Raw genomic sequence first — 21,967 nt, 5'->3', positions numbered from 1 at the left:
CGTTGATCGTCACCTGTCCGCGGTGCTTCTCCTTCGATGACGTCCGGCCGCCCCGACGGATGCCGGACGGTCGGGTCGAGTACACGTGCACCGACGACCACGACGGCACGGGTAAGCACGTCTGGTCGGTCGCCCCGGCCGTGGTGGAGGCGCCTGCCACGCGGACGTCCTCGGGGCGGAAGGCCGCCGGGGCGCCGGCGACCCGCCCCACCGCCGACGACGCCGCCATCGTGGAGCTGCTCGAACCGCTGCTCGCCTGCGTGAAGGCCGGTGAGCCGTTCGTGGAGTACGGCGTCGTCGAGCACCGGTTCCGGATCGCCCGACCCGACCTGTTCGTCGCGCACGTCCGGGAGCGGGGCCACGTCATGCTCGGCGCGCGCCGCAGCGCTCCATCGGCGTCGACCGCCCGGTTCGGGAAGGCACTCGCCCGGCTGGAGCGGGCGGGGCAGCTCGTGATGGTCAAGGGCCCGGGCACCGGAGCGTGGCGGTACGACCAGTCGATCGGCTACTGGGCGCGCCCGCCCCGCCCGTCGGGGCCGCTGCTTACCTGGTCCATGTACTGCGCCACTCAGGGCCGGTCGCTGGAATGGACCGACGCCGACCGGGCTCTGTTTCAATAAATGCACGGCGGGGTTTCTGATCCGGATCCACCCACCTGGGCGGAATGAACTCCGGCAGGCCATCAAGTATTCGCACAAACCATTCCGTGGCATGGACTTCTCGGTGATGCATCCTGCACAACATCACCAGATTGTTGATTTCGGTCGGTCCACCGTTCTGCCATTCGATGATGTGGTGGATGTCGCACCAACTCGGCGGACGGCCACACCTCGCACATCCCCGGTCACGGGCGGCGACGGCTCGTCGCATTCCGTCGGGAATCACGCGGTTCGCGCGGCCGATGTCGAGTGGTTGGCTGTCGCCGTTCATGACGATCGGGATGACTGCGGCGTGGCAGGCGAGCAGTCGCAGATCCTTGGTGGTGATAGTGCCGCCGAAGTCGAGGATCGCGGTCCGGACCCGGTTCTCCAGCTCTTCGAGTGGGATGTGCACGTTGAGGTGCGGGCGGTGCCCGCCGGCGTGGGGGACGTCGCCGTGGTCGAGCACGTAGCCACAAACATCAGCGAGTGCTTCGGCCTGCCGTTGCCCAGCACTGCGCTGATCATCCGCAGTGCTCGGCTTCGACTTCGCATCGATCAACGTGGCGATGGTCGCGAACAGGACCGGGTTGTCGAACCGTCCCTTGATCGTCCCGCCGGGCCGGTCGGAGTTGCGGGTGATCGTCAGCTCGTTGACCTCGGACTCCGGGCCGTCGTCGGGCTCGGGTCCGTCCTGGTCGAACGACCGGACCACCCGCATCCCCAAGACGTAGAGACCTTGCGGGTCGAACACCGCCGCCTGTTCAGCAAGCTGGGCTTCGACGTAGGCACAGTCCGCCGGCGTCAACCGCCCCGCTTCCTTGGAGCCGAGGACGTGGACGATCTTCTCGACGTGCCGCAGGCTCATCGTTCCGGCCTCGAACGCCGTCGCCGTGGCAGGCATCCGGGGTGGCAACACCTGCCCGTCCAGGGTGATCTGCGGGCAGATGTGCTCGGCGGCGGTCACATACCGCCTGGCATCGTTGTGGTCGAGGTTCCACAGGTCCCGGATCGCGTGGATCGACGACTTGTACCCCCGCGCATGAAAGCCGCCCTCACGAACGAAAGCGCTGATCGCGCAAACCCTCGCGAAGTCCACCCGGCGCCCGAGAACCTCCAATTCACGGGTCGCACTACAGCGTTCTTCGAACGTCCCGACCAGGGTGTCTGCCTGCAGTTGTGCCACCCCGTCGAGGGCGACCTGCAGGGTCTCGGACATGCCTCCATTTTAGACGTGGGGAAGATCCATAGCCACTCCAATTTCGCCATCTTCCCCTGTTTCTGGGGTGGCCGGGTTGGGTGAAGAGCGTATTTCCTGGTTGCGTCGCCTGCCGTCCCCGACCTGCACTCGAGTCCCGATGATCGGCCTGCGGGAAGAGGGTGGTCCTCTTTCCTGTGGTGCCGTCTAGAGACGGTTTTCGCACCGCACACACCGGATGGCTTCGGCACACATGTCACAACATGTGTGCCGACACCACCACGTGTGTGCCGTCGCACCAACGGCGTGCCCGCCACCCACAGGTGAGGCAAGAGTGCCATCCCGTCGACCTGGCAAAACCCCACCACACGGCCGCCCGTGGGCGGCCCTCCAACAAACAGTGAGAGAACAAGCAAGCTCCGCCCACGGGCGGCCGTGTGGTACCCCCAAGGGGGTCGACGGGATGGCACGACCCGACCATCCCGGAGACTTGCCCGCCCGGCGAGGGCGCCCTTGAAGAACGCGACCACCAAGCCCGCCAGGACCACCGCCGAGAGACCATCCGCCACGAACCCACCCAACGAACCACGTCGAGAACCCACCTCCACCCACTCAAACGCGCGACTCACCGCTTCCCAAACGCGAGACTCGCCCACCGAACCGCGGGACTCGCCCACCGAACCGCGGGACTCACCCGCCGAAACGTGGGACTCGCCCACCGAGACGTGGGACTCACCGTGCCGAAGGTGTCGACTCACCGTGCCGAAGGTGTCGACTCACCGTGCCGGAAGTGTCGACTCACCCGCCCCGACTCGCGCACGCGTGGAGCCGTCGACGTCACGACGCCCGCTGCGCCACCGCCCGCAGCGCGTCCACGACCGCCAGGAACACGAAGACGTCCGGCACTTTCGACACCTCGACGGTCTCGGCGCGGTCGGCGCCGAACACCCACACCCGCACCTCGCCGTTCTGCAGCTCGACGGCGCGCAGCTCCGACCAGGCGATGATGCCCTTCCGGGTGGTCAGGGCGGCGTGGTCGACGGCGAACGGGCCGTACTGGACCTGGTGTCCCGCCACGATGGCGTCGAGGTCGACGGGCACCCGCTCGACGGTGAACCGCTGCTCCATCTCCGGCCCGAACTCGTCGAGCTCGAGGCGGGGGTGCAGCTCGACGGTCGGTCCGCCGGTGCGCTGCAACCAGTACCGGAATGCCGGCTTGGGCGCGTCCCGCTCCTTCACGACCGACCGCCGGATCTGCGTCTCACGCCACGGGAACGCCGTCAGGACGTCGCCGCGGGCGTGCACCAGCCCGTGGTCGAAGAGATACAGGTCGGTGCGGGCCGCGATGAACGCTCGGCCCGCCTGGCCGAAGCACATGAGCGCGATCGCACCGCAGAAGAGGACGGCGAGGATCAGCCAGCCGCCGTCCTTCCCCGGTCCCACGAGCAGCGCGAACGTCACGGCAGCGAAGATCACGCCGGCGATCAGCACGCCCCACACACCGTTGGTCTCGGCGCGGTGGGTCAACGACCGGCCGCCGAACCCGTGCTCCGCAGCGAACGCCGCCACCTCCGGCGGCACCGCCGGCATCGCGGCGAGCTCCGCCCTCAGGCCAGTGTCCTTCCGCCGCACGCCGGCGACGACCCCGGCCGCGGCAGCCAGCGCACCTGCGCCGATGAGCACCCAGCCGACGAGCTCGTCGCCAGGCTCGTCCCGCCAGCTCGCCAGCGTCGAGGCCCGCCGCGCCTGCTCCGACTCGTAGGTGAAGTCCTCGCCGCCACCTCTGATCACGACGCACTTGTCGCCGGGCCCCATGACCTCGCCGTCGCACTCGATCGCGCCGTACGTCGGCGGCGAATCGGGCTGGGTGAACCACCCGCCGATCCCGACCAGTACGAGGCCCACGACAAGACCCCACACGATGCGGGCCAGGCGTCCCTGCTTGTTGTCGGCGCTGCTCACGGCTCCCCCACGGCGACGATCGGCGTGCTGTCGGGAGGGATGACCCCACGGCGCTGCCGCCGGTTGGGGTCAGGATTCGAGAACCTCGGGCAGCTGCTGGGCGTGCACGACGGTGAGGCGGGTGATGGCGCGCGTCAGCGCGACGTAGAGGTGGCGGGGGCCGAGCTCGCCCACCGCGAGGATCTGCGCGGGTTCGACCAGCACGACGTGATCGAACTCCAGGCCCTTCACCTGGCTCACGGCCACGAGCGCGACCCGGTGCGCGCGGTCGACGCCGTCGACGGCAACCGTCTCGATCCCCTTCGTCCGCAGCCCGCGGCGCACCCGAGTGACGTCGGCATCGGCGACGATCACGCCGACGCTGCCCTGCTCCGCGGGCACCGCGGCCACGACGTCCGCGGCGGCCGCCACCACGTCCACCGCCGGGACGAGCGTCACGGCGTCGACGGCCGTGCGGGCCGATGTCGTGCGCGGCAGCTCCGGCGCGATCACGTCGAGCAGCCGGTTCGCCAGCTCCAGGATCTCCGCGGGCACCCGGTAGCTGGTGTTGAGCTGGACCACGTCGCCGGGCAGGCCGAGCACCGCGAGCACGTCCGGCCACGACGGCCGACCCCAGGCGGTGGTCTGCTGCGCGAGGTCGCCGAGCAGCGTCGCCGTCGCCGCGCACCGCCGACCAACGGCACGCAGCTGCATCGCCGACAGGTCCTGCGCCTCGTCGAGCACCACGTGCCCGTACACCTGCGGCGGCTCCAGGTGCGCGGCCAGCTCGTCGAGCAGGACGTGGTCGAACACGCTCCAGCGGGCCCGGGCCGCGCTCGCCGGCGGCTCGTCCCACCACAACGCCTTCTGCTCGGCCACGCTCAGCACGCCGTCGGCGCACCGGGCGAGGAACTCGGGCTCGCTCCACAGCCGCAGCAGCACGTCGCGCGCCTTCACCGCCGGCCAGATCCCGTCGACGACGGTCCGGACCGGCTTCCCCCGGCCGATCCCGGACGTCTCGGCGTCGGTCAGCGTCCGACCGCGCTCCTCGACCGTCCGGCGGACCCGTGCCGCGATCCGCTCCCGCATCAAGGCCCTGGCCTGCCCGAACGGCACCCGCTGCGCGACGAGATCGGCCGAGAGCTCGTGCAGGTCCTCGCGGTGGACCCGCACGTACGGGCTCGTCTGCGTGATGCGCAGGTCCTCCGGCCACGGCTGCACGATCGACCACATAGCGCGCTCCAGCACGGTGGCCATCCGCGCGTCGCCCTTGAGGGTCGCCACCGCCTCGTCCTCGGGTACCCCACGCTGCGCACCGGCCAGCTGGGCCATCGACATGTGCACCGTCTGCACCTCGCCCAGCGCCGGCAGCACCCGCGAGATGTAGTGCACGAACGCCTCGTTCGGCCCGACCACCAGCGCGCCGCGTTCGCGCACCAGCTTGTTCTCGTACAGCAGGTATGCCGCCCGGTGCAGCCCCACCGCCGTCTTCCCCGTGCCCGGACCGCCCTGCACGGCGACGCACACATCGGCAGCGGCCCGGACGACGTGGTCCTGGTCGGCCTGGATGGTGGCCACGATGTCGCGCATGGGGCCGAAGTGCGCCGCCTCGATGGCCTCCCGGACGACCGTGCTGAGACCGGTATGGGCGGGGACTTCGGCGAGCACCTCGTCGTCGAACCCGGTGAGGGTGTGGTCGTCGTCGAACCCGAACCGGCGCCGGCGCGTCACCTCCATCGGGTCGGTGCCCGTGGCCCGGTAGAACCTGGCCGCCATGTCGGTGCGCCAGTCGATCACCACCGGGAAGTCGTCGAAGTCGGCGACGTGGCGGCGCCCGATGTAGAGCGGATGCGACTCCGGGCCGTCCAGCCGCCCGAAGAACAGCGGGGTGTCGAACGGGTCTTCCAGCTGGCGCGCCCTGCGGGTCAGCCAGAAGATCAGCTGCTCGTCCTCGCCCCGCCGCACCGCCTGCTCCGCCATCGCGCGGATGCGATCGCGGTAGTCCGTCAACGAATCACGTGCACGTACCAGATATCGACGTTCGGCCTCGATCTCGGCGACCGCCCCCGATGTGCTCACCCGTTCCCCCCAGATCCGATGCGGCCGAAGACCGTACCAACCTGGAGCGCGGCAACCGCACCGGTTTTCAGCCCCGGTGCGCCCGCACCATCGCGCGGGTGGCGAACGGGGAGTAGCGCGGCGCCCACCGCGCCAGCCCTGCGGCGGCGAGCAACCCGACCCCGCCGACGGCGACGATCCCCGCCGCCAACGCCCACACCCCGGCGATCACCGAGACCACGACGGGGCCGAGCGCGTTGCCGGTGTCGCTCATCAGCCGCCACATCGACAGGAACCGCAGCCGGTTGCCCGGTGGTGCGGCGTCGGCCCCGAGGGTCATCATGATGCCCGACCCGATGCCGTTGCCGAGGCTCATCACCATCGCCACGACGGTCAGCCCGACGATCTCCCCGGTCAGCGGCAGCACCGCGGTCGCGGCCCCGAGGATCAGCATTGACGGCACCGCGACGGCCAGCCGCCCGAACCCGTCCATCACCTTGCCCGCCGGGTAGAACAGCGCCATGTCGACGGCGCCCGCGATGCCGAAGACGATGCTCGTCTCCGCCGCACCGAGCCCGAGGTGCACGGCCCACAGCGGCAGCACCACCTGACGCGCCGCCCGCGTGGCGCCGACCGCCAGCACGGCCACACCCAGCGTGCCCAGCAACCGGCGATGCGTCCGCAGGGTCTCCAGCAGCCCGACCCCGCCACCTGTTCGCAACGCTGCGGGCCGGGGCGTGGTCTCGATGTCCGGCACCACCACCAGCAGCAGGATGGTCAGCGCCCCGGTGACGATCGCAACGACGTAGGCGGCGTGCAACGTCGTCATCGCGATCACCGCCGCGCCGACGAACGGCCCGATGAACAAGCCGACCCGGTGCGATCCTCCGAGCATCGACATGGCCCGCGCCCGCAGGCCCACCGGCGCAACTTCCGTCAGGTACGACTGCCTGGCCAGGTAGAACGTCGAGTTGCACCCGCCCAGCAGGAACAAGCAGGCGCCGAACAGGACCAGCGAGGGAGCCAGCAGGCAGCCCAGCATCGCCACGACCGACAGCGAGCCCGCGACGACCATCGCCCGCCGGTCTCCCACCCGGGCCGCCAGCGAGCCCGCGGGCAGGTCGCCGACCAGCTGCCCGATGCCCAGCAGCGCAACCAGGAACCCCGCGACACCGGGCGACGCACCGAGCTCCAGCGCGGTGATCGCGACGATCGGCGCCACCGCTCCGTTGCCGATCTCGAAGACCATCGCGGGCAGGAACACCGACGGAACCATCGACCGCAGTGTCCGGACGGGCGGCTGCTTCCCTGATGCGTTCATCGGGCTCCGGCAGTAGTTGGCATGGCTAAGAGCCCCCAGAATGCCACCCGGGACCCGGCAACACCGAGTCAGCCCGCGCGGGTCCGGCGGTAGAGCGCTGCCGTCCGCTCGGCCACCACGTCCCAGCTGAAGGTGCTGCGAGCGCGGTCCCGGCCCGCGCGCCCCATCGCCCGCGCCCGCGCGGGATCGGCCACGACCTCGTTGATGGCGGCCGCGAGACCCTTCCGGTAGCCGACCGGATCCCGCTCGTCGTACGGGACGAGCACGCCCGTCCCACCATCGACGACAACCTCCGGAATGCCACCCACGGCACCCGCGACCACCGGCGTCCCGCTAGCCATCGCCTCCAGGTTCACGATCCCCATCGGCTCGTATATCGACGGGCAGCAGAACACGGCGGCGTGGGTGAGCACCTCGCGGACGAGCTCACCCGGCTGCATGCCGTGGACCAGCACGACCCCCGCCCGACCGCGGCGCAGCTCGTCGGCAGAGCGGTCGATCTCGGCCGCCAGCTCGGGGGTGTCGGCAGCCCCTGCGAGCAGCACCACCTGGATGTCCCGGTCCAGTTCGGCGGCGGCCCGCAAGAGATGGTCGATGCCTTTCTGGCGGGCAACGCGGCCGACGAACGCGACGTAGGGCCGGGCCGGGTCGACCCCGAGGCTCTCGACCAGGTCGGTATCCGGCACCGGCCGGTAGAAGTTGGTGTCGACGCCATTGTGGATCACGTGGACGCGATCCGGATCGACCTGCGGGTAGCACGCCAGGACGTCCGCCCGCATCGCCGCGCTCACCGCGACCACCGCGTCGGCCGACTCGAACGCGGTCCGCTCCGCCCAGCCCGACACCCGGTATCCGCCGCCCAGCTGCTCGGCCTTCCACGGCCTGCGGGGCTCCAGCGAGTGTGCCGTGACGACGTGCGGCACGTCGTGCAGCCGGCCGGCCAGGAACCCGGCCAGGTTGGCGTACCAGGTGTGCGAGTGCACGAGGTCGACGCCTGCGACCGCGGCGGCCATCGAGAGGTCGGCCGACAGGATCGGCAGCGTCGGGTTGGCCGCGCGCAGGCGGGCGTCGTCGTCGCGGTGCGCGGTCGCCCCGGGCCGCGCCTCACCGATGCAATGGACCGCGACCTGGACGTCGCGCCGGCGCAGCGCTCCGACGAGGAACTCGACGTGCACGCCGCCACCGCCGTAGACGTGTGGTGGGAACTCCCTGGTCAGCATGCCGACCCGCATGATCTCCCCCATTTTGTTGACGCCATGAGCATAATGGGCGACGTGATCCCGTCAACCGCCGCGGACCTGCGCCGAGCCGGCCTGGTCCGAGCGCTCCGAGCCGTCCACGAGGCAGGCGGCGAGATCTCCCGCGCCGAGCTGGCGCGCACCCTCGACTGCACGCGCGCAACCGCCGCCGCGCTCGTGACCGACCTGGCGGACATCGGGCTGCTCACCGAACGGCCGTCGCTGCCGACCGGTCGCCGAGGCCGGCCCACCCCACTCGTGACGCCGGTCCCGGACGGACCCGTCGTTGCTGTCGCCGAGGTCGGCGTCGACGGGGTGCGGGTGGCGACCTCCGGGATCGGCGGGCGCCTCTCGGCGATCCACTCGATCCCGCTCCCGGATCACGCGGTCGAGGCCGTCGCCGCGGTCGTGCGCGGCGCGCTCGACCGACGGCTGTCCGATCTCGGGGCGCGCTGTCGGGGGGTCGGGATCGGTGTGTTCGGGCTCGTCGACCACACGTCGCGGACGATCGTCGAGGCGCCGAACCTCGGCTGGACCGATGTGGATCTGCTGGGCATGCTCGGGCTTCCCGAGCACCTCCCCGTGCGCATGGGCAATGTGGCCAACCTGATCGCGCTGGCCGATTCGGTGCGCGGGATCGGCCACGGCCGGTCGACCGTCCTCCACATCCACGCCGGCGTCGGCGTCGGTGGCGCACTGGTGGTCGACGGCCGTCCCATGCCCGGACGGTCGGGGCTGGCCGGCGAGTACGGCCACCTCCCGTTCGGTACGACGGCCGAGCTCTGCCGGTGCGGGGCCCGCGGATGCTGGGAGACCGAGGTCGACCAGCTCGCGTTGGCGCGTGCGGCCGGCGTTGCGGCAGATGCGGCCACCGCTGCCGCCGCGGTCCGGCGGATCATCAAGGGCGCTCGGGCGGGCGACGCAGCGGCGGTGGCTGCCACCCGTCAGGTAGGCGTCGCGCTGGGCCGGGGGATCGGCGCGGTGGTGAACGTGCACGACCCCGATCTCGTCGTGCTGGCCGGCCACGCCGCGCAGTTGCACACCCTCCTGCCCGACGTCGTCGAACGCGCGGCCGCGGCCGCGGCGCTCCGGGCCCACCGGCGCCGCATGCCGCCGATCGCCAGCACCCCGATCGGCGGTGACGCAGCGCTGATCGGCGCAGCCGAGCAGCTGTTCGTCGAGCTCCTGAGTGATCCGTGGTCGCTGGCGACGCGATGACCGCCACGAGCACAACCGCCGAGCTGGACTTCGCGCGCGGGTTCGCCGTGGCCGCGGGCGAGCGGATCCGGGCGATCCGGGCCACGGACCTGCAGGTGACGACCAAGGCGGACCGGTCGCTCGTGACCGCTGCCGACCGCGAGGTCAACCTGTCGTTCATCGATCACGTTCGTGGGCGGTTCTCTGGCGACGGGGTGCTCGGCGAGGAGGCGAGCCACCTCCGGCCCGGGCCCCGCACCTGGGTGATCGACCCGGTCGACGGCACCCAACAGCTCGTGCTCGGCATTCCCGTCTTCATGATCTCGATCGCCCTCGTCAGCGACGGCGTCCCGCAAGTTGCCGTGGTCCACAACCCGTCGACCGGCGAGACCTACTGGGCGACCGCCGGGGGTGGCGCCTACCGCGACGGGCAGCGGCTGCTCGTCTCCGCCCGGGACGGCCGCAGCGAGCCCGCGATCGTCAGCGGCGGCGGCCGTCGACCCACTCCGGGCGGGCTCGACTCCGACGGCCTGCAGCACGTCACGATCGATCCCGACCTGCAGGCGAGCAGCGCCCGCTTCCCCTGGCCGAGTGCTTTCTCCGGCTGCAAGGTCGCCGAGGGGACTTGGGACGCGGACCTGTACGGCCAGACATCGGCGCACGACGTTGCCGCCGTCTGCCTCCTCGTGCGTGAGGCGGGCGGGACCGTGACCGACCGGTGGGGCCGCGACCAACGCTACGACCGGCCGGTGCACGGATGCGTTCTCTCGAACGGCCGGCTGCACGACGCACTCGTCCGGCACTGGCGGCCGGCGTGACGCGGGCGCCGCTCAGGATCCGATCTTGCCCTCAGACACTTGCACGTCGAGTCGTTCGAGATCGACTCCGCTCGTCTCCGGCGCGCTGAACACCGCCGCGGAGGCCACCAGACAGCACAGTGCCCCGAGGATCGCGACCGGCAGCCAGCCGTTCGGCCCGGGCCGGAGGATGGCATAGGACAGCGTGGGGCCGAATCCGCCCAGCAGGTACCCGACCTGGGTGCCGACCGCGACCCCCGAGAAACGCACCTTCGTCGCGAACATCTCCGCGCAGATCGAGAGTTGCGTGGCGTAGCCGGCCATGAAGAAGAACACGAGGACGCACTGGGCGAGCACCAGCATCGGCAAGTTGCGTTCCGCGATGAAATGGAACTTCACGAACAGCACGGCGCCACCCATGAGCACGCCGCCGATGAAGACAGGTCGGCGGCCGATCCGGTCGGCGAGCATCGCCCAAAACGGAATCGTCACCGCTCCGACGCCGAGACTGATGGTGGTGAGCGCCACCACCACGCCCGCGTCGAGCCCGACGATCCGGGTGGCGTAGGAGAGCCCGAACACCGCGGAGATCGCCGTCGGGGCCGCCATCAGGCAGCAGAGCACAACCCGGATCAGGTTCTTCCAGTTCTCCCGGAACAGCTCACCGAGCGGTGCGGGAGCCCGTTTCGCGGCTTTGACGGCCACGAACAGGTCGGCGTCGCGCAGCCTCCTGCGGAGGAACACCACGACCACCATGCCCGCCGCGCTGCCCAGGAAGGGCAGCCGCCAGCCCCACGCGAGCAGGGCATCCTCGGGCATCGCCAGCACCGGGATGAACGCCGCGTGCCCGAGGAAGTTGCCGAGGAGCGTGCCCGCATTGGTGAAACTGGTGTAGAACCCCCGCGATCCGGGCGGTGCGTGCTCGGTGGTCAGGGTGCTCGACCCGGCTTGCTCACCGGCCGCGGAGAAGCCCTGTGCCAGCCGGAGCGCCACGAGCACGACAGGAGCGAGGGGTCCGATCGACGAATAGCCGGGCAGGCAGCCGATCAGGAATGTCGACGCCCCCATCAGGACGATGGTGAAGAGCAGGATTCGCTGTCGCCCGAGCCGGTCACCGAGGTGCCCGAGCACGAGGGCGCCGATCGGGCGGGCGATGTACGCGGCGCCGAAGGTCGCCATGGCGCCCATCTCCGACGCGAACGAATCCCCTCCTGCGAAGAAGACACGCCCCAGGACGACGGAGGCGACGATGCCGTACAGCGTGAAGTCGAAGTACTCCAGCGCTGTACCCAGGAAACCCCCGATCGCCGACCGTCGGGTCTGGCTCAGCTGATCGTCAGGAGCCGGCTCGGACATCGTTGACCTTTCCGTGTCGAATGTGTTCGCGCCCAGGTGTGATTGTGGTGGTCCAGGCGCGCACTGGGACAGAATCACCCGCGATGGTGACCAGACCGCTTTCCGCGAGCGCGAACCGTGCGCCGCTCCTGCTCGATCGCGCAGGCGAGCTGGACGAGCTGAGCGCCACGATCGGAGAGGTCGTGGAGGTCGGCGAGGGCCTGCTGCTCGCCATCGAGGGGCAGGCCGGGATCGGGAAGACCGTCCTGCTCGCCGAGCTGGCCCGGCACGGCCGGGACGCGGGGATGCAGGTGCTCTCGGCGCGGGCCGGCGAGTTCGAACGCGGCTACGGCTTCGGGATCGTCCGACAGCTCCTCGAGCCCGTCCTGCTGGGCGTCGGAGCGGGCGAGCGCGACAAGCTGCTGGACGACGCGGCCCGGCTCGCCGAGCCGGTCTTCGACGTCGCCTCGGCCCCCGAGGACGGGGCGCAGGCCGAGTTCGCCCGGCTGCACGGCCTGCACTGGCTGGTGGCGAACCTCGCCGAACGCGGCCCGGTGCTGCTGGTCGTCGACGACGTCCAATGGGCCGACGAGCCGTCGCTGCGGTTCCTCGACCACCTCGCCCGCCGGCTGTCCGGACTCCCGGTGCTGGTGGCGCTGGCGATCCGCACCGGGGAGGACGCCGAGCGACCGCTGCTGCAGTCGATGGTGCTGGAGGCACGCACGCGGATCCTGCGGCCGCGACCGCTCGGCTCGACCGCCGTGCAGACCCTCGTGCGGACACGGCTCGATCCCGCAGCCGGCGACGAGCTCTGCCTGGCCTGCCAGGAGGTCAGCCTGGGCAACCCGTTCCTGCTGACCGAGCTGATCGCCGAGCTGCGGCACGACGTCCGGCCCGTCGACGCGCTCGACCCGGCGAGCGTGCGGCAGATGGCCCCCGCGCGGGTCGGCGCGGCCGTACTGATGCGGGTGGGTCGGATCGACCCCGACGCGCCCGCGCTGGCCAGGGCGCTGGCAGTGCTCGGCGAGCACGCATCGCTCGTCACGGCAGCGGCGCTGGCCGAGCTGGCCCCCGCACGGGCCGCCGAGGTGCGGGACGCGCTCGCCGGGGTGGCCGTGCTGGAGCCGGGTGAACCGCTCCGCTTCGTGCACCCGCTGGTGCGCACCGCCGTCTACCAGGACATCGCCCCGGCCAGGCGCTCCGACCTGCATGCCCGCGCGGCCGTGCTGCTGACCGGGCAACATGCGCCGCCCGAGTCCGTCGCCGTGCATCTGCTGGCCACCCATCCGGCCGGCGATCCGCACGTCGTGGACGCGCTGCGCGCGGCCGCCCGCGCCGCCACCACCGCCGGCGCACCGGACACCGCGCGTGCGCTGCTGCAGCGGGCGCTGACCGAGCCCCCTGGCGCTGACCAGCGGTTGCACGTGCTGTTCGAGCTCGGCCGCGCCGAGGCCGGCTGGGGCACGCCGGCGGCCGGCGACCACCTGCGCGAGGTGTACGAGACCGCCGACGACCCGGTGCTGCGGGCGCGGGCCCTGATCCTCCTCGGCGACCACCTGGTGCCCAACGCCCCGCGCTTGCGGGACCTCTTCCCGCTCTACGAGACCGCTGCCCGTGCGGTCGCGCCGCACGATCGCTCGCTGGAGCTGCAGCTCGAACTCGCGCGGCTGGTCGCGCTGCAGATGCACCCCGACCTACCGGCGCGGATCGAGGACGAGGTCGAGCGGTTCCGCGACCTGCCCATGACCACCGTGACCGAGATCGACATCCACTCGTTCTTCGCCCGGACCGCGCTCGCCACGGGCGACGCCGCTGCGGCCGTCGCCATCGCCGAGCGGGTGGCCGTCCAGCCCACGATCAGCGGACAGGTGGGCTGGGCCCGCCTCAACACGACGCTGTGCCTGATCGCCACCGAACGCTACGACCTCGCCGAACGTGAGCTCACCAGGGCCGTCCACGCCGTGGCCCTGCAGGGTCTGCCGAAGCTGGTCGCCGCCGCCCGGTGGCAGCGCTCGCTCGTCCGGCACAGCCGCGGTGACCTCCGGGGCGCCGAGTCCGACGCCCGGACCAGCCTGGACGCACGTGACAAGTCGGTTCCCTACACCGTCACGATGGCGGTGTCGCGGCTGATCTGCCCGCTGATCGACCAGGGACGCACCGCGGAGGCCGAGGCGCTCGTCGTCGAGCACAAGATCGACGGCGAGCTGCCGCGCGCGCAGTCGGCGATCTTCCCGCTCATCATCCGCGGCCGGCTCCGCGCCGCCGCCGGTGAGCCGGCCGCGGCACGCGCCGACCTCGAGGAAGCGATGCGCCGCCTGCGGGCCGGGCGCTGGCACAACCCGTCCGAGTTCGACGCCCGGATCCCGCTGGTGACGGTGCTGCTGGCACTCGGCGACACCGACGGCGCCGCGACGCTGGCCGAGGAGACCCTCCAGCGCGCCCGAGCCTTCGGCGTCGCAAAAGCGGTGGGGGGCGCGCTGCGCGTCGCCGGACTCGTCCACGGCGGACAACCCGGCCTCGCCCTGCTGCAGGAGGCGGTCGACGTCCTCGCGGAATCACCCAGCCTGCTGTGGCGCGCCGAGGCACTCGTCGACCACGGCGCCGCACTGCGTCGCGCCGGCCGGCGCAGCGCCGCCGGCGCCCAGCTGCGCGCCGGAATGGACCTCGCCCACCGGTGCGGCGCCACCCCGCTCGCCGACCGGGCCGCCGACGAGCTGCGCACCCTCGGACACCGCATCCACCGCCGCGCCACCACCGGCGCCGAGGCGCTGACCAGCAGCGAACGCCGCGTCGCCGAGCTCGCCGCCGACGGTCTGACCAACAAGCAGATCGCGCAGGCCCTGTTCGTCACCCTCCGCACCGTCGAGGTGCACCTCTCCCACAGCTACACGAAGCTCGGCATCACCTCCCGCGACGGCCTCACCACGGCCCTGGCAACCACCCACCCACCCCACCCCGACTGACGGCACCCGCCCGCCCGGCGCGCGAGTCGGGCCCACACCGTGCGCGAGTCGGGGCCACCCCGTGCGCGAGTCGAGGCGGGCGGGTGAGTCGACACTTTCGGCACGGTGAGTCGACACCTCCGGCACGGCGAGTCGACACCTCCGGCACGGTGAGTCGACACCTCCGGCACGCGAGTCCCACGTTCCGGCGCGCGAGTCCCACGATTCGGCGCCGCGCCGCACCGGGCTGAAGGTGTCGACTCACCGTGCTGGAACCGTCGACTCACCGAGTTGGAACCGTCGACTCACCGTGCTGGAAGTGTCGACTCACCGAGTTGGGACGTGGGCGACCGGCCCGGCGGGTCGGGGCATCGCGGCACGTCCGCCTATGCTCCGCCACGAGTCGTCGGGGGAGCTGAAGCGTGCCGCTGAGCAGCCAGGACCACAGCCTCGCCATGCGCGCGGCAGCCAGGGTGAGAACGCCTGCCGGGGAGGTCGTGGGCGCCGGCTTCCTCATCGGGTCGGATCTGGTGGCGACGTGCGCCCATGTGGTGGCGAGCGCCGCCGGCACCGATCCGTACTCGCCCGAACCGCCCGACGGCCCGATCAGCTTGGACTTCCCGTTGCACGACGCCGCCCCGGTGCGGGCGGTCGTTCGGCGCTGGCTGCCGATCGCCGAGGACGGCACCGGGGACGTCGCTGTGCTCGAGCTGCTCGAACCGGCGCCGGCCGGGGCCCGGATGCCGCCGCTGCGGCGCGTCGACCAGCTGTGGGACCAGCGCTTCCGGGTGCTCGGCTTCCCGGAGGGCATGACCGACGGCGTGTGGAGCACCGGACGCATCCGCGGCGAGCAGGGCACCCGCTGGTTCCAGCTGCAGAGCGACGTCGGCGACCAGCCGATCGTCGAAGGTTTCAGCGGCGCCCCGGTGTGGCACGAGGAGACCGGCGCGGTGGTCGGCATGACCGTCGCAGCCGATGCCAGCGGGCGCACGACCACCGCGTACCTGATCCCGGTCGAGCACGTCCTCGGTGTCGATCCCGAGCTGCTGCCCTGCCCGTACCGCGGCCTGGAACCGTTCGACGAGGAGCACGCCGAGTTCTTCTTCGGCCGCGACACCGACGTCACCGTGCTCGTCGATGCGCTTGGCGCGCACCCGCTCGTGGCGGTCGTCGGACCGTCGGGGGTCGGGAAGTCGTCGCTGGTGGGTGCTGGTCTCGTGCCGCGGCTGCGCGCCCAGGGCGCCCGGATCGCCCGCCTGACGCCGCTGCCGGACCAGCCCGTCGAACCGGCGCTCGCCGCCGCCCTTTCGGCGAGCACGGACGGGGACGGGCGGCTCGTGCTCGTCGTCGACCAGTTCGAAGAGCTCGCCGCGGCCCAGCCCGACAGCGCGCGCGAGCTGCTGCACCGAGTGGGTGAGCTGGTGACGGCCCCCGAACCGATCGGCGCCGTGCTCACGCTGCGCTCGGCGACGCTCGACGAGGTGCTGGTGCCCGAGCTCGCCGGACTGCTCAGCGCCGGCACCGTGCTGGTCCCGCCGATGCAACGCGGCCAGCTGCGCGATGCCATCGTGGCGCCGGCCGAACGAGCCCCCGGCCTCTCCTTCGAGGCCGGGCTCGTCGACCGAATCCTCGACGACGCCGCCACCGAGCCCGGCCAGCTGCCCCTCGTCGAGTCGTTGCTCACCGAGCTGTGGTCACGCCGCGACGGCGGCTACCTCACCGTCGCGGCCTACGAGCAGACCGGCGGGGTGGCCGGCGTGATCGCCACGCACGCCGAGGCCGTGCTGGCCGGCTTCACCGATCCCGACGACGCGCCGCGACTGCGCCGGCTGCTCACCGCACTGGCCCGCCCCGACCGCGAGGGCAGGTTCATGCGCACCTCGCTGGCCTGGGCCGATGTGGCCGCCGACCTGCGTCCGATCGTCCACCGCCTCGCCGCGGGCCGGCTCGTCGTGCTCGCGCGCTCGGCCAACGGTGCCGAGCACGTCCAGCTCGCGCACCAGGCCCTCATCGCGCACTGGCCCCGCCTGCGCGACTGGCTGGGCGAGGACCGCGACGTCATCGCCTGGCGGGCGCAGCTCGACGAGCAGCGCGAACGCTGGGAGGACGCCGACCACGACGACGGCGCGCTCCTGCGCGGCACCTCGCTCTCCGCAGCCCTCGACCGCCTGCCCGCGGCGGGCGCCGACCTCTCCCCCGCCAACCGCGAGTACATCCGCCGAAGCCGCGCGCTCCAGCGTCGCAAGGTGCGTCGCTGGCGGGTGCTCACCGCCGTGCTCGCCGTGCTCGCGCTCGCCGCCGGCACCCTCTCCGTCGTCGCCGTCAACCGCGGGAACCGCGTCAACGACCAGCTCCGCCTCGCGAACGCCGAGCTCGTCGCGCAGGCGGCGCTCGCCCGCGCCGGCTACGACCCCGTCACCGCGACGCAGCTCGCGCTCACCGCGTGGCAGCTCGACCCGGACAACGCCGCCGCCCGCACGGCGCTGGTCAACCAGTACCTCTCCATGCGCTCGGTCGACGCGATCATCCCCGACGTCAACGGCGAGGGCCTGGACAGCCTCGCCAACGCGGACGGCACGGACCGCGTGCTCGTCCGCCACGGCAAGGGGCTCGCGGTCATCGACGGGCTGGCCGCCGGCCGGCCGGATCGGTGGGACGTGCCGGTGCCCGACGGTTTCCGCAGCGGCGGTCTCGTCGACGGCGGGGCCGCGCTCGTCGCGATCACAGCCGACGGCGACCTGCTCCGCTGGGATCTCACTTCGCGCACCGGCCCCGAGCGGACGCATGTGGGCGCGGTCCTGCCGGCGACGGCCACGACGGGGTTCGACCCTTCAGGAACGCGCGTGGGCTGGACCCACCAGGTCCGCCCGGGTGTGAACGTCATCGAGCTGCGAGCCGCAGGAACGGGAGCGGAGGTCCCGCACCGGATCGCACCGATCGAGGACCCGAGCAACATCGAGATGGAGCAGACCCTCGACCCGGATCTCGTGGTGATCCAGCTCGGCTGGGAGGCACGTGACCTGGGTCCGCTGCAGGTCCGTTCGCTCTCGGACGGCGGCATCCGGCACACCTACCCGCCCGGCAGCGCAACCGCCGCGACCGTCCCGGGCACCGTCGTGAGCTGCGAGCAGGACGGCGACCGCTCGGTCGCGGTGCTGCGCGCGCTGGCCGACGGGACGCAGATCCGGCGCCTGCCGCTGATCACCCGCTGCTCCGCCCGGGAGCCGCTGGAGGTCTCGAAGGGCGGGCGGTACCTCGTCGAGGTCAGCACCATCGATGGCGCGATCGACAGCCGCGTCGCGCGCATCACCCGACTCACCGACGGCCGCACCTTCGACCTCGCCCTACCGCCGAACTCGCGCAACGCACTGACTCCCGGGCGGAACCTGGCCCTCGCCGTGATCGACGGCCCCGGATCGCCCACCGTGATCCTCGCGCACGGCACGTCGGCCCTGCGGCTGCGCGCCCATCCCGTGGTGACGTCCGGAGACGGGACCGCATGGCCCGCCGACGACGGACACGTCATCGCGTTCGACCAGGGAGGCGTGGCCGTCTACGACCAGGACTTCCGCCGGACGGTGGCGCTCACGAACCAAGAAGCCGGGCTGGGACCCGCTGGCTCCGTGTTCATCGGCGACGGGTTGGTCGTGTTGGACCAGCACCCAGCCGGCTGGACGATCACCGACTTCGCCGTGCCCTCGCTGCAGCGCCGATCGGTGCACGAGCTGCCCGCCACGGCGCAGGGTTTTCGGCCCGCGATCCGGCTGCTGCCCGACCGCCTGATCGTCTTCTCCGGGTTCCGCGTGACCACGTGGGACCGGGCGACCGGCGCACAGCTGTACGAACCGATCACCTTCCCCGAGCAGACGTTCCACGAAGCCACGCTGTTCGCGGTCCGGCCCGATCGCCCCGACGAAGTCGCGTTGCCACGGAACCTCGGCGGCGAGCTGTGGGATCTGCGCGAGCGCCGCCACCTCGCCGACGTCCCGCTGGTCGGTTCGCAGCAGCCGGTCGCGTACGCATACTCCCCCGCGGGGGACCGGCTGGTCGGCGTCACGATCGGGCAGGACCTCGACGTGCGCGACCGGTCCGACCTGCAACCCGTCCGGTCCGTGATCCCGGTGCCCGGCGCAACAGGGCTGCTCGGCGTCTCGCAGGACGGGCACGCGCTCACGACGCAGACCACGGACGTCCGGACGGTCGCGTTCTGGGATGTCGACCGTGGCGCTCAGGCCGGCTCGTTCAGCCTGCCCCTCATCTACCGGATCGCCACCGTGAGCGACGACGGGCGCTACCTGCGCGTCGGCACCGGGAGTGGCTGGCTCCCGTTCAACCTGCCGCTCACCGCCGACGACTGGGCCACCCGGCTGTGCTCGCTGGTCGACGGTCCGTTCCCCGACCCGGTCCGCACACTGCTCCCACAGGGCGTCGAACTCGACCGGCCCTGCGCCGGGGACTGACGGATTCAGCCGGTCCGGGCGCGGAACGCGCGCCGGTAGGCCAGCGGCGACGTCTTGGTGTGCCTCGCGAAGTGCTGCCGCAGGTTGATCGACGTGCTGAACCCGCTCTGGTGCGCGACGGCCTCGATCGGCAGGTCGGTGGTTTCGAGCAGCTCCTGGGCGTAGCGCAGCCGCTGCTGCAAGATCCACTGCAGTGGGGACTTGCCGGTCTGCTCGCGGAACCACCGGTAGAGCGTGCGCTCGCTGACACCCGCGTGCTCGGCGATCTCGTCCGAGGTGAGGGCCTGGTCGATGCGCTCGCGCATCCACCGCATCGTCGGCTCGAGCGAACCGTCGCCGACCCCGGGATCGCGGTGCCGGATGAACTGCGCCTGGCCGCCGTCACGTTGCGGCGGCACCACCATGTGCCGGGCCGTCTCCGCCGCGACCGCCGAGCCGTGGTCCCGGCGGATCATGTGCAGGCACAGGTCGAGGCCGCTTGCCGCGCCGGCCGACGTCAGCACGTCACCGTCGTCGACGAAGAGCACTCCGGCGTCGACCTCGACGAGCGGGAACTGCTCGGCGATCACCATCGCGTCGGTCCAGTGCGTCGCCGCGCGCCGCCCGTCGAGCAGCCCGGCGGCAGCCAGCGTGAACGCTCCGCCGCAGATCGACGCGATCCTGATCCCGCGCCGGTGCGCCTCGCGCAGGACGTCGATCACGTCCGGCGACGGCCACCGGTGCCCGGCCGACCCCGGCACGACGATCGTGTCGGCGTCCAGCGCGACGCGGAGGCGGTGGGCGGGCGTGTACCGGTACATCTCGGCGCCGCCGACCCCGGTGACGACCATGTCCTCGCCGTCACCGCACACCACGACCCGGTAGAGCGGCTCGCCCAGCACGGCACCCGGCTGCACCGGCACGGAATGCGCGGTCGTGAAGACCTGCAGCGGCGTGGCGAGGTCGAAGCTGTGCGCGTGATCGACGGCAAGGACGGCCACGACGTGCATGGCGGTAATCTATCGGAAGTCGACATTCCCGCCACTGTCGACGACCCCGGGAGCGGCCGGACCATCGCGTCGTGTTGTTCACCGCGTTCATGTGCGTTCCCGTTGTCGTCAGCGTGCCCGTGACGCTGGCCGCGCTCGGCCTGCTGGTCCTCGCCGGCCGGCTGACCGACCAGCTCCTCACCCGGTCCGGCTCCGGCGTGTGCACGAGACGCCGGGCGTGACTGGCACGCCTTCGGCGCCGGCCGGGCTTGGGCGTCGACAACGACGTTTTGGCTGTTGTTAGCGCTCACAAACGACCAGAACGTCGTTGTCGACGCTTACCCCACCAGGTCCAGTCGCGCGTTTCGGAGCGGTGAGTCGCGCGTTTTGGGCGGGTGGCGGGTGGTTCTCGACGTGGTTCGTTGGGTGGGTCTGTGGCGGATGGTCTCGTGGCCGTGGTCCCTGTTGGTCTTGGTGGTCGCGTTTTTTAAGGGCGCCCTCGCCGGGCGGGCAAGTCTCCGGGATGGCACTCTTCAGCTCCACCTGTGGGTGGCGGGCACGCCGGCTGCGCCGGCCGTCGACAACGACATTTTGGCTGTTGTTAGCGCTCACAAACAGCCATAACGTCGTTGTCGACGCCTTTGTCCAGGAGGTGGGCACGTCTTGGTGCGACGGCGTGCGCGGTGGGAATGTTCTCTGGACGGCACCACAGGACAGAGGACCACCCTCTTCCCGCAGGCCGATCGTCGGGACTGGAGTGCAGGTCGGGGACGGCAGGCGACGCAACCAGGAAATACGCTCTTCACCCAACCCAGCCACCCCAGAAACAGGGAAGATGGCGAAATTGGAGTGGCTATGGATCTTCGCCGCGTCTAAAATGGAAGTATGTCCGAGAACCTGCAGGCCACCCTTGACGGGGTGGCACAACTGCAGGCAGACACCCTGGTCGGGGCGTTCGAAGAACGGTGCACTGCGACCCGTGAGTTAGAGGTTCTGGGGCGGCGGGTGGACTTTGCGAAGGTTTGCGCGATCAGTGCTTTCGTTCGTGAGGGCGGCTTTCACGCGCGGGGGTACAAGTCGCCGATCCACGCGATCCGGGATCTGTGGAATCTCGACCGCAACGATGCCAGGCGGTACGTGACCGCCGCCGAGCATGTCTGTCCTCGGATCGCCCTGGGCGGTCAGGTGTTGCCGCCCCGGCTGCCCGCCACGGCGGCGGCGTTCGAGGCCGGGGCGATGAGCCTGCGCCACGTCGAGAAGATCGCCGAAGTCCTCGGCTCGAAAGAGGCCGGGCGGTTGACCCCGGCGACGTGCGCGCACGTCGAAGCCCAGCTCGCAGACCAGGCGGCGGTGTTCGACCCGCAAGGTCTCTTCACCCTGGGGATGCAAGTGGTCCGGTCGTTCGACCAGGACGGACCCGACCCCGACGACGGCCCCGAGTCCGAGGTCAACGAGCTGACCATCACCCGCCATCCCGACCGGCCCGGTGGGACGATCAAGGGCCGGTTCGACAACCCGGTCCTGTTCGCCACCATCGCCACCTTGATCGACGCCAAGTCGAAGCCGACCACCAGCGATGATCAGCGCAGCATGGGACAGCGCCAAGCCGCAGCACTCGCTGATATCTGCGGGTATGTGCTTGACCACGGCGACGTCCCCCACGCCGGCGGCCACCGCCCGCACCTCAACGTGCACATCCCACTCGCAGAGCTGGAGAACCGGGTCCGGACCGCGATCCTCGACTTCGGCGGCGCCATCGCCACCAAGGATCTGCGGCTGCTCGCCTGCCACGCCGCTGTCATCCCCATCGTCATAACGGCGACAGCCAACCACTCGACATCGGCCGCGCAAACCGCGTCATCCCCGACGGAATG

The 21,967-nt window shown here is 71.5% G+C and carries 14 protein-coding genes; 7 read left to right on the top strand and 7 right to left on the bottom strand.

The annotated features are described in order from the left end of the window. Positions 1-2: 2 nt before the first annotated feature. Positions 3-620 (top strand): zinc-ribbon domain-containing protein, encoded by a 618-nt coding sequence (locus LL648_RS36475; protein WP_232667403.1) that lies wholly within the window; start codon positions 3-5, stop codon positions 618-620. On the opposite strand, the gene LL648_RS36470 is transcribed toward LL648_RS36475, so the two are convergent. The 5 genes from LL648_RS36470 to glgA form a co-directional block, all read right to left on the bottom strand. Beyond that, positions 544-1,857: an HNH endonuclease signature motif containing protein gene (locus LL648_RS36470; RefSeq protein WP_232667402.1), complete on the bottom strand. Its 1,314-nt coding sequence runs from the start codon at positions 1,855-1,857 to the stop codon at positions 544-546. The genes LL648_RS36475 and LL648_RS36470 overlap by 77 nt on opposite strands. 816 nt (positions 1,858-2,673) lie before the next feature. After that, on the bottom strand, positions 2,674-3,798 hold the full coding sequence (locus LL648_RS36465; protein WP_232667401.1) for a DUF6585 family protein: 1,125 nt from the start codon (positions 3,796-3,798) through the stop codon (positions 2,674-2,676). Between the two features lie 69 nt (positions 3,799-3,867). Continuing rightward, positions 3,868-5,856: a HelD family protein gene (locus LL648_RS36460; RefSeq protein WP_232667400.1), complete on the bottom strand. Its 1,989-nt coding sequence runs from the start codon at positions 5,854-5,856 to the stop codon at positions 3,868-3,870. Between the two features lie 67 nt (positions 5,857-5,923). Beyond that, on the bottom strand, positions 5,924-7,111 hold the full coding sequence (locus LL648_RS36455; protein WP_232667399.1) for an MFS transporter: 1,188 nt from the start codon (positions 7,109-7,111) through the stop codon (positions 5,924-5,926). 113 nt (positions 7,112-7,224) lie between these two features. Next, positions 7,225-8,400 carry a glycogen synthase gene (gene glgA / locus LL648_RS36450; RefSeq protein WP_441344312.1) on the bottom strand — a complete coding sequence of 392 codons (1,176 nt, stop codon included), beginning with the start codon at positions 8,398-8,400 and terminating at the stop codon, positions 7,225-7,227. A 30-nt stretch (positions 8,401-8,430) separates the two neighbouring features. On the opposite strand from glgA, the gene LL648_RS36445 reads away from it, so the two are divergent. Then, on the top strand, positions 8,431-9,612 hold the full coding sequence (locus tag LL648_RS36445) for an ROK family protein (RefSeq protein WP_232667398.1): 1,182 nt from the start codon (positions 8,431-8,433) through the stop codon (positions 9,610-9,612). After that, positions 9,609-10,409, top strand: a complete 801-nt coding sequence (locus LL648_RS36440; RefSeq protein ID WP_232667397.1) for an inositol monophosphatase family protein — start codon at positions 9,609-9,611, stop codon at positions 10,407-10,409. Before LL648_RS36445 ends, LL648_RS36440 begins: the two co-directional genes overlap by 4 nt. A 12-nt stretch (positions 10,410-10,421) precedes the next feature. Here the strand turns inward: LL648_RS36440 and LL648_RS36435 are convergent, their stop codons facing one another. Continuing rightward, complete coding sequence (locus LL648_RS36435) at positions 10,422-11,744, bottom strand: MFS transporter (RefSeq protein ID WP_232667396.1); 1,323 nt, start codon at positions 11,742-11,744, stop codon at positions 10,422-10,424. Positions 11,745-11,827: 83 nt separating this feature from the next. On the opposite strand from LL648_RS36435, the gene LL648_RS36430 reads away from it, so the two are divergent. Both LL648_RS36430 and LL648_RS36425 read left to right on the top strand, forming a co-directional pair. Continuing rightward, on the top strand, positions 11,828-14,686 hold the full coding sequence (locus LL648_RS36430; protein ID WP_232667395.1) for an ATP-binding protein: 2,859 nt from the start codon (positions 11,828-11,830) through the stop codon (positions 14,684-14,686). A 401-nt stretch (positions 14,687-15,087) separates the two neighbouring features. Continuing rightward, the gene (locus LL648_RS36425) at positions 15,088-19,125 is read left to right on the top strand and encodes a serine protease (protein WP_232667394.1); all 4,038 of its coding nucleotides are present in this window, start codon (positions 15,088-15,090) and stop codon (positions 19,123-19,125) included. Between the two features lie 5 nt (positions 19,126-19,130). Here the strand turns inward: LL648_RS36425 and LL648_RS36420 are convergent, their stop codons facing one another. Next, positions 19,131-20,114 (bottom strand): GlxA family transcriptional regulator, encoded by a 984-nt coding sequence (locus LL648_RS36420; RefSeq protein WP_232667393.1) that lies wholly within the window; start codon positions 20,112-20,114, stop codon positions 19,131-19,133. Positions 20,115-20,185: 71 nt separating this feature from the next. On the opposite strand from LL648_RS36420, the gene LL648_RS36415 reads away from it, so the two are divergent. Both LL648_RS36415 and LL648_RS36410 read left to right on the top strand, forming a co-directional pair. Further along, positions 20,186-20,335 (top strand): hypothetical protein, encoded by a 150-nt coding sequence (locus tag LL648_RS36415; protein WP_232667392.1) that lies wholly within the window; start codon positions 20,186-20,188, stop codon positions 20,333-20,335. Positions 20,336-20,978: 643 nt separating this feature from the next. Further along, on the top strand, positions 20,979-21,967 hold a 989-nt coding region (locus LL648_RS36410; RefSeq protein WP_232667391.1), incomplete at its 3' end, for a DUF222 domain-containing protein.

Origin of the sequence: Pseudonocardia sp. TRM90224 (genome assembly GCF_021245725.1) — a bacterium.
Lineage (GTDB): Bacteria > Actinomycetota > Actinomycetes > Mycobacteriales > Pseudonocardiaceae > Pseudonocardia.
This window is presented reverse-complemented; position numbering and strand designations above follow the sequence as displayed.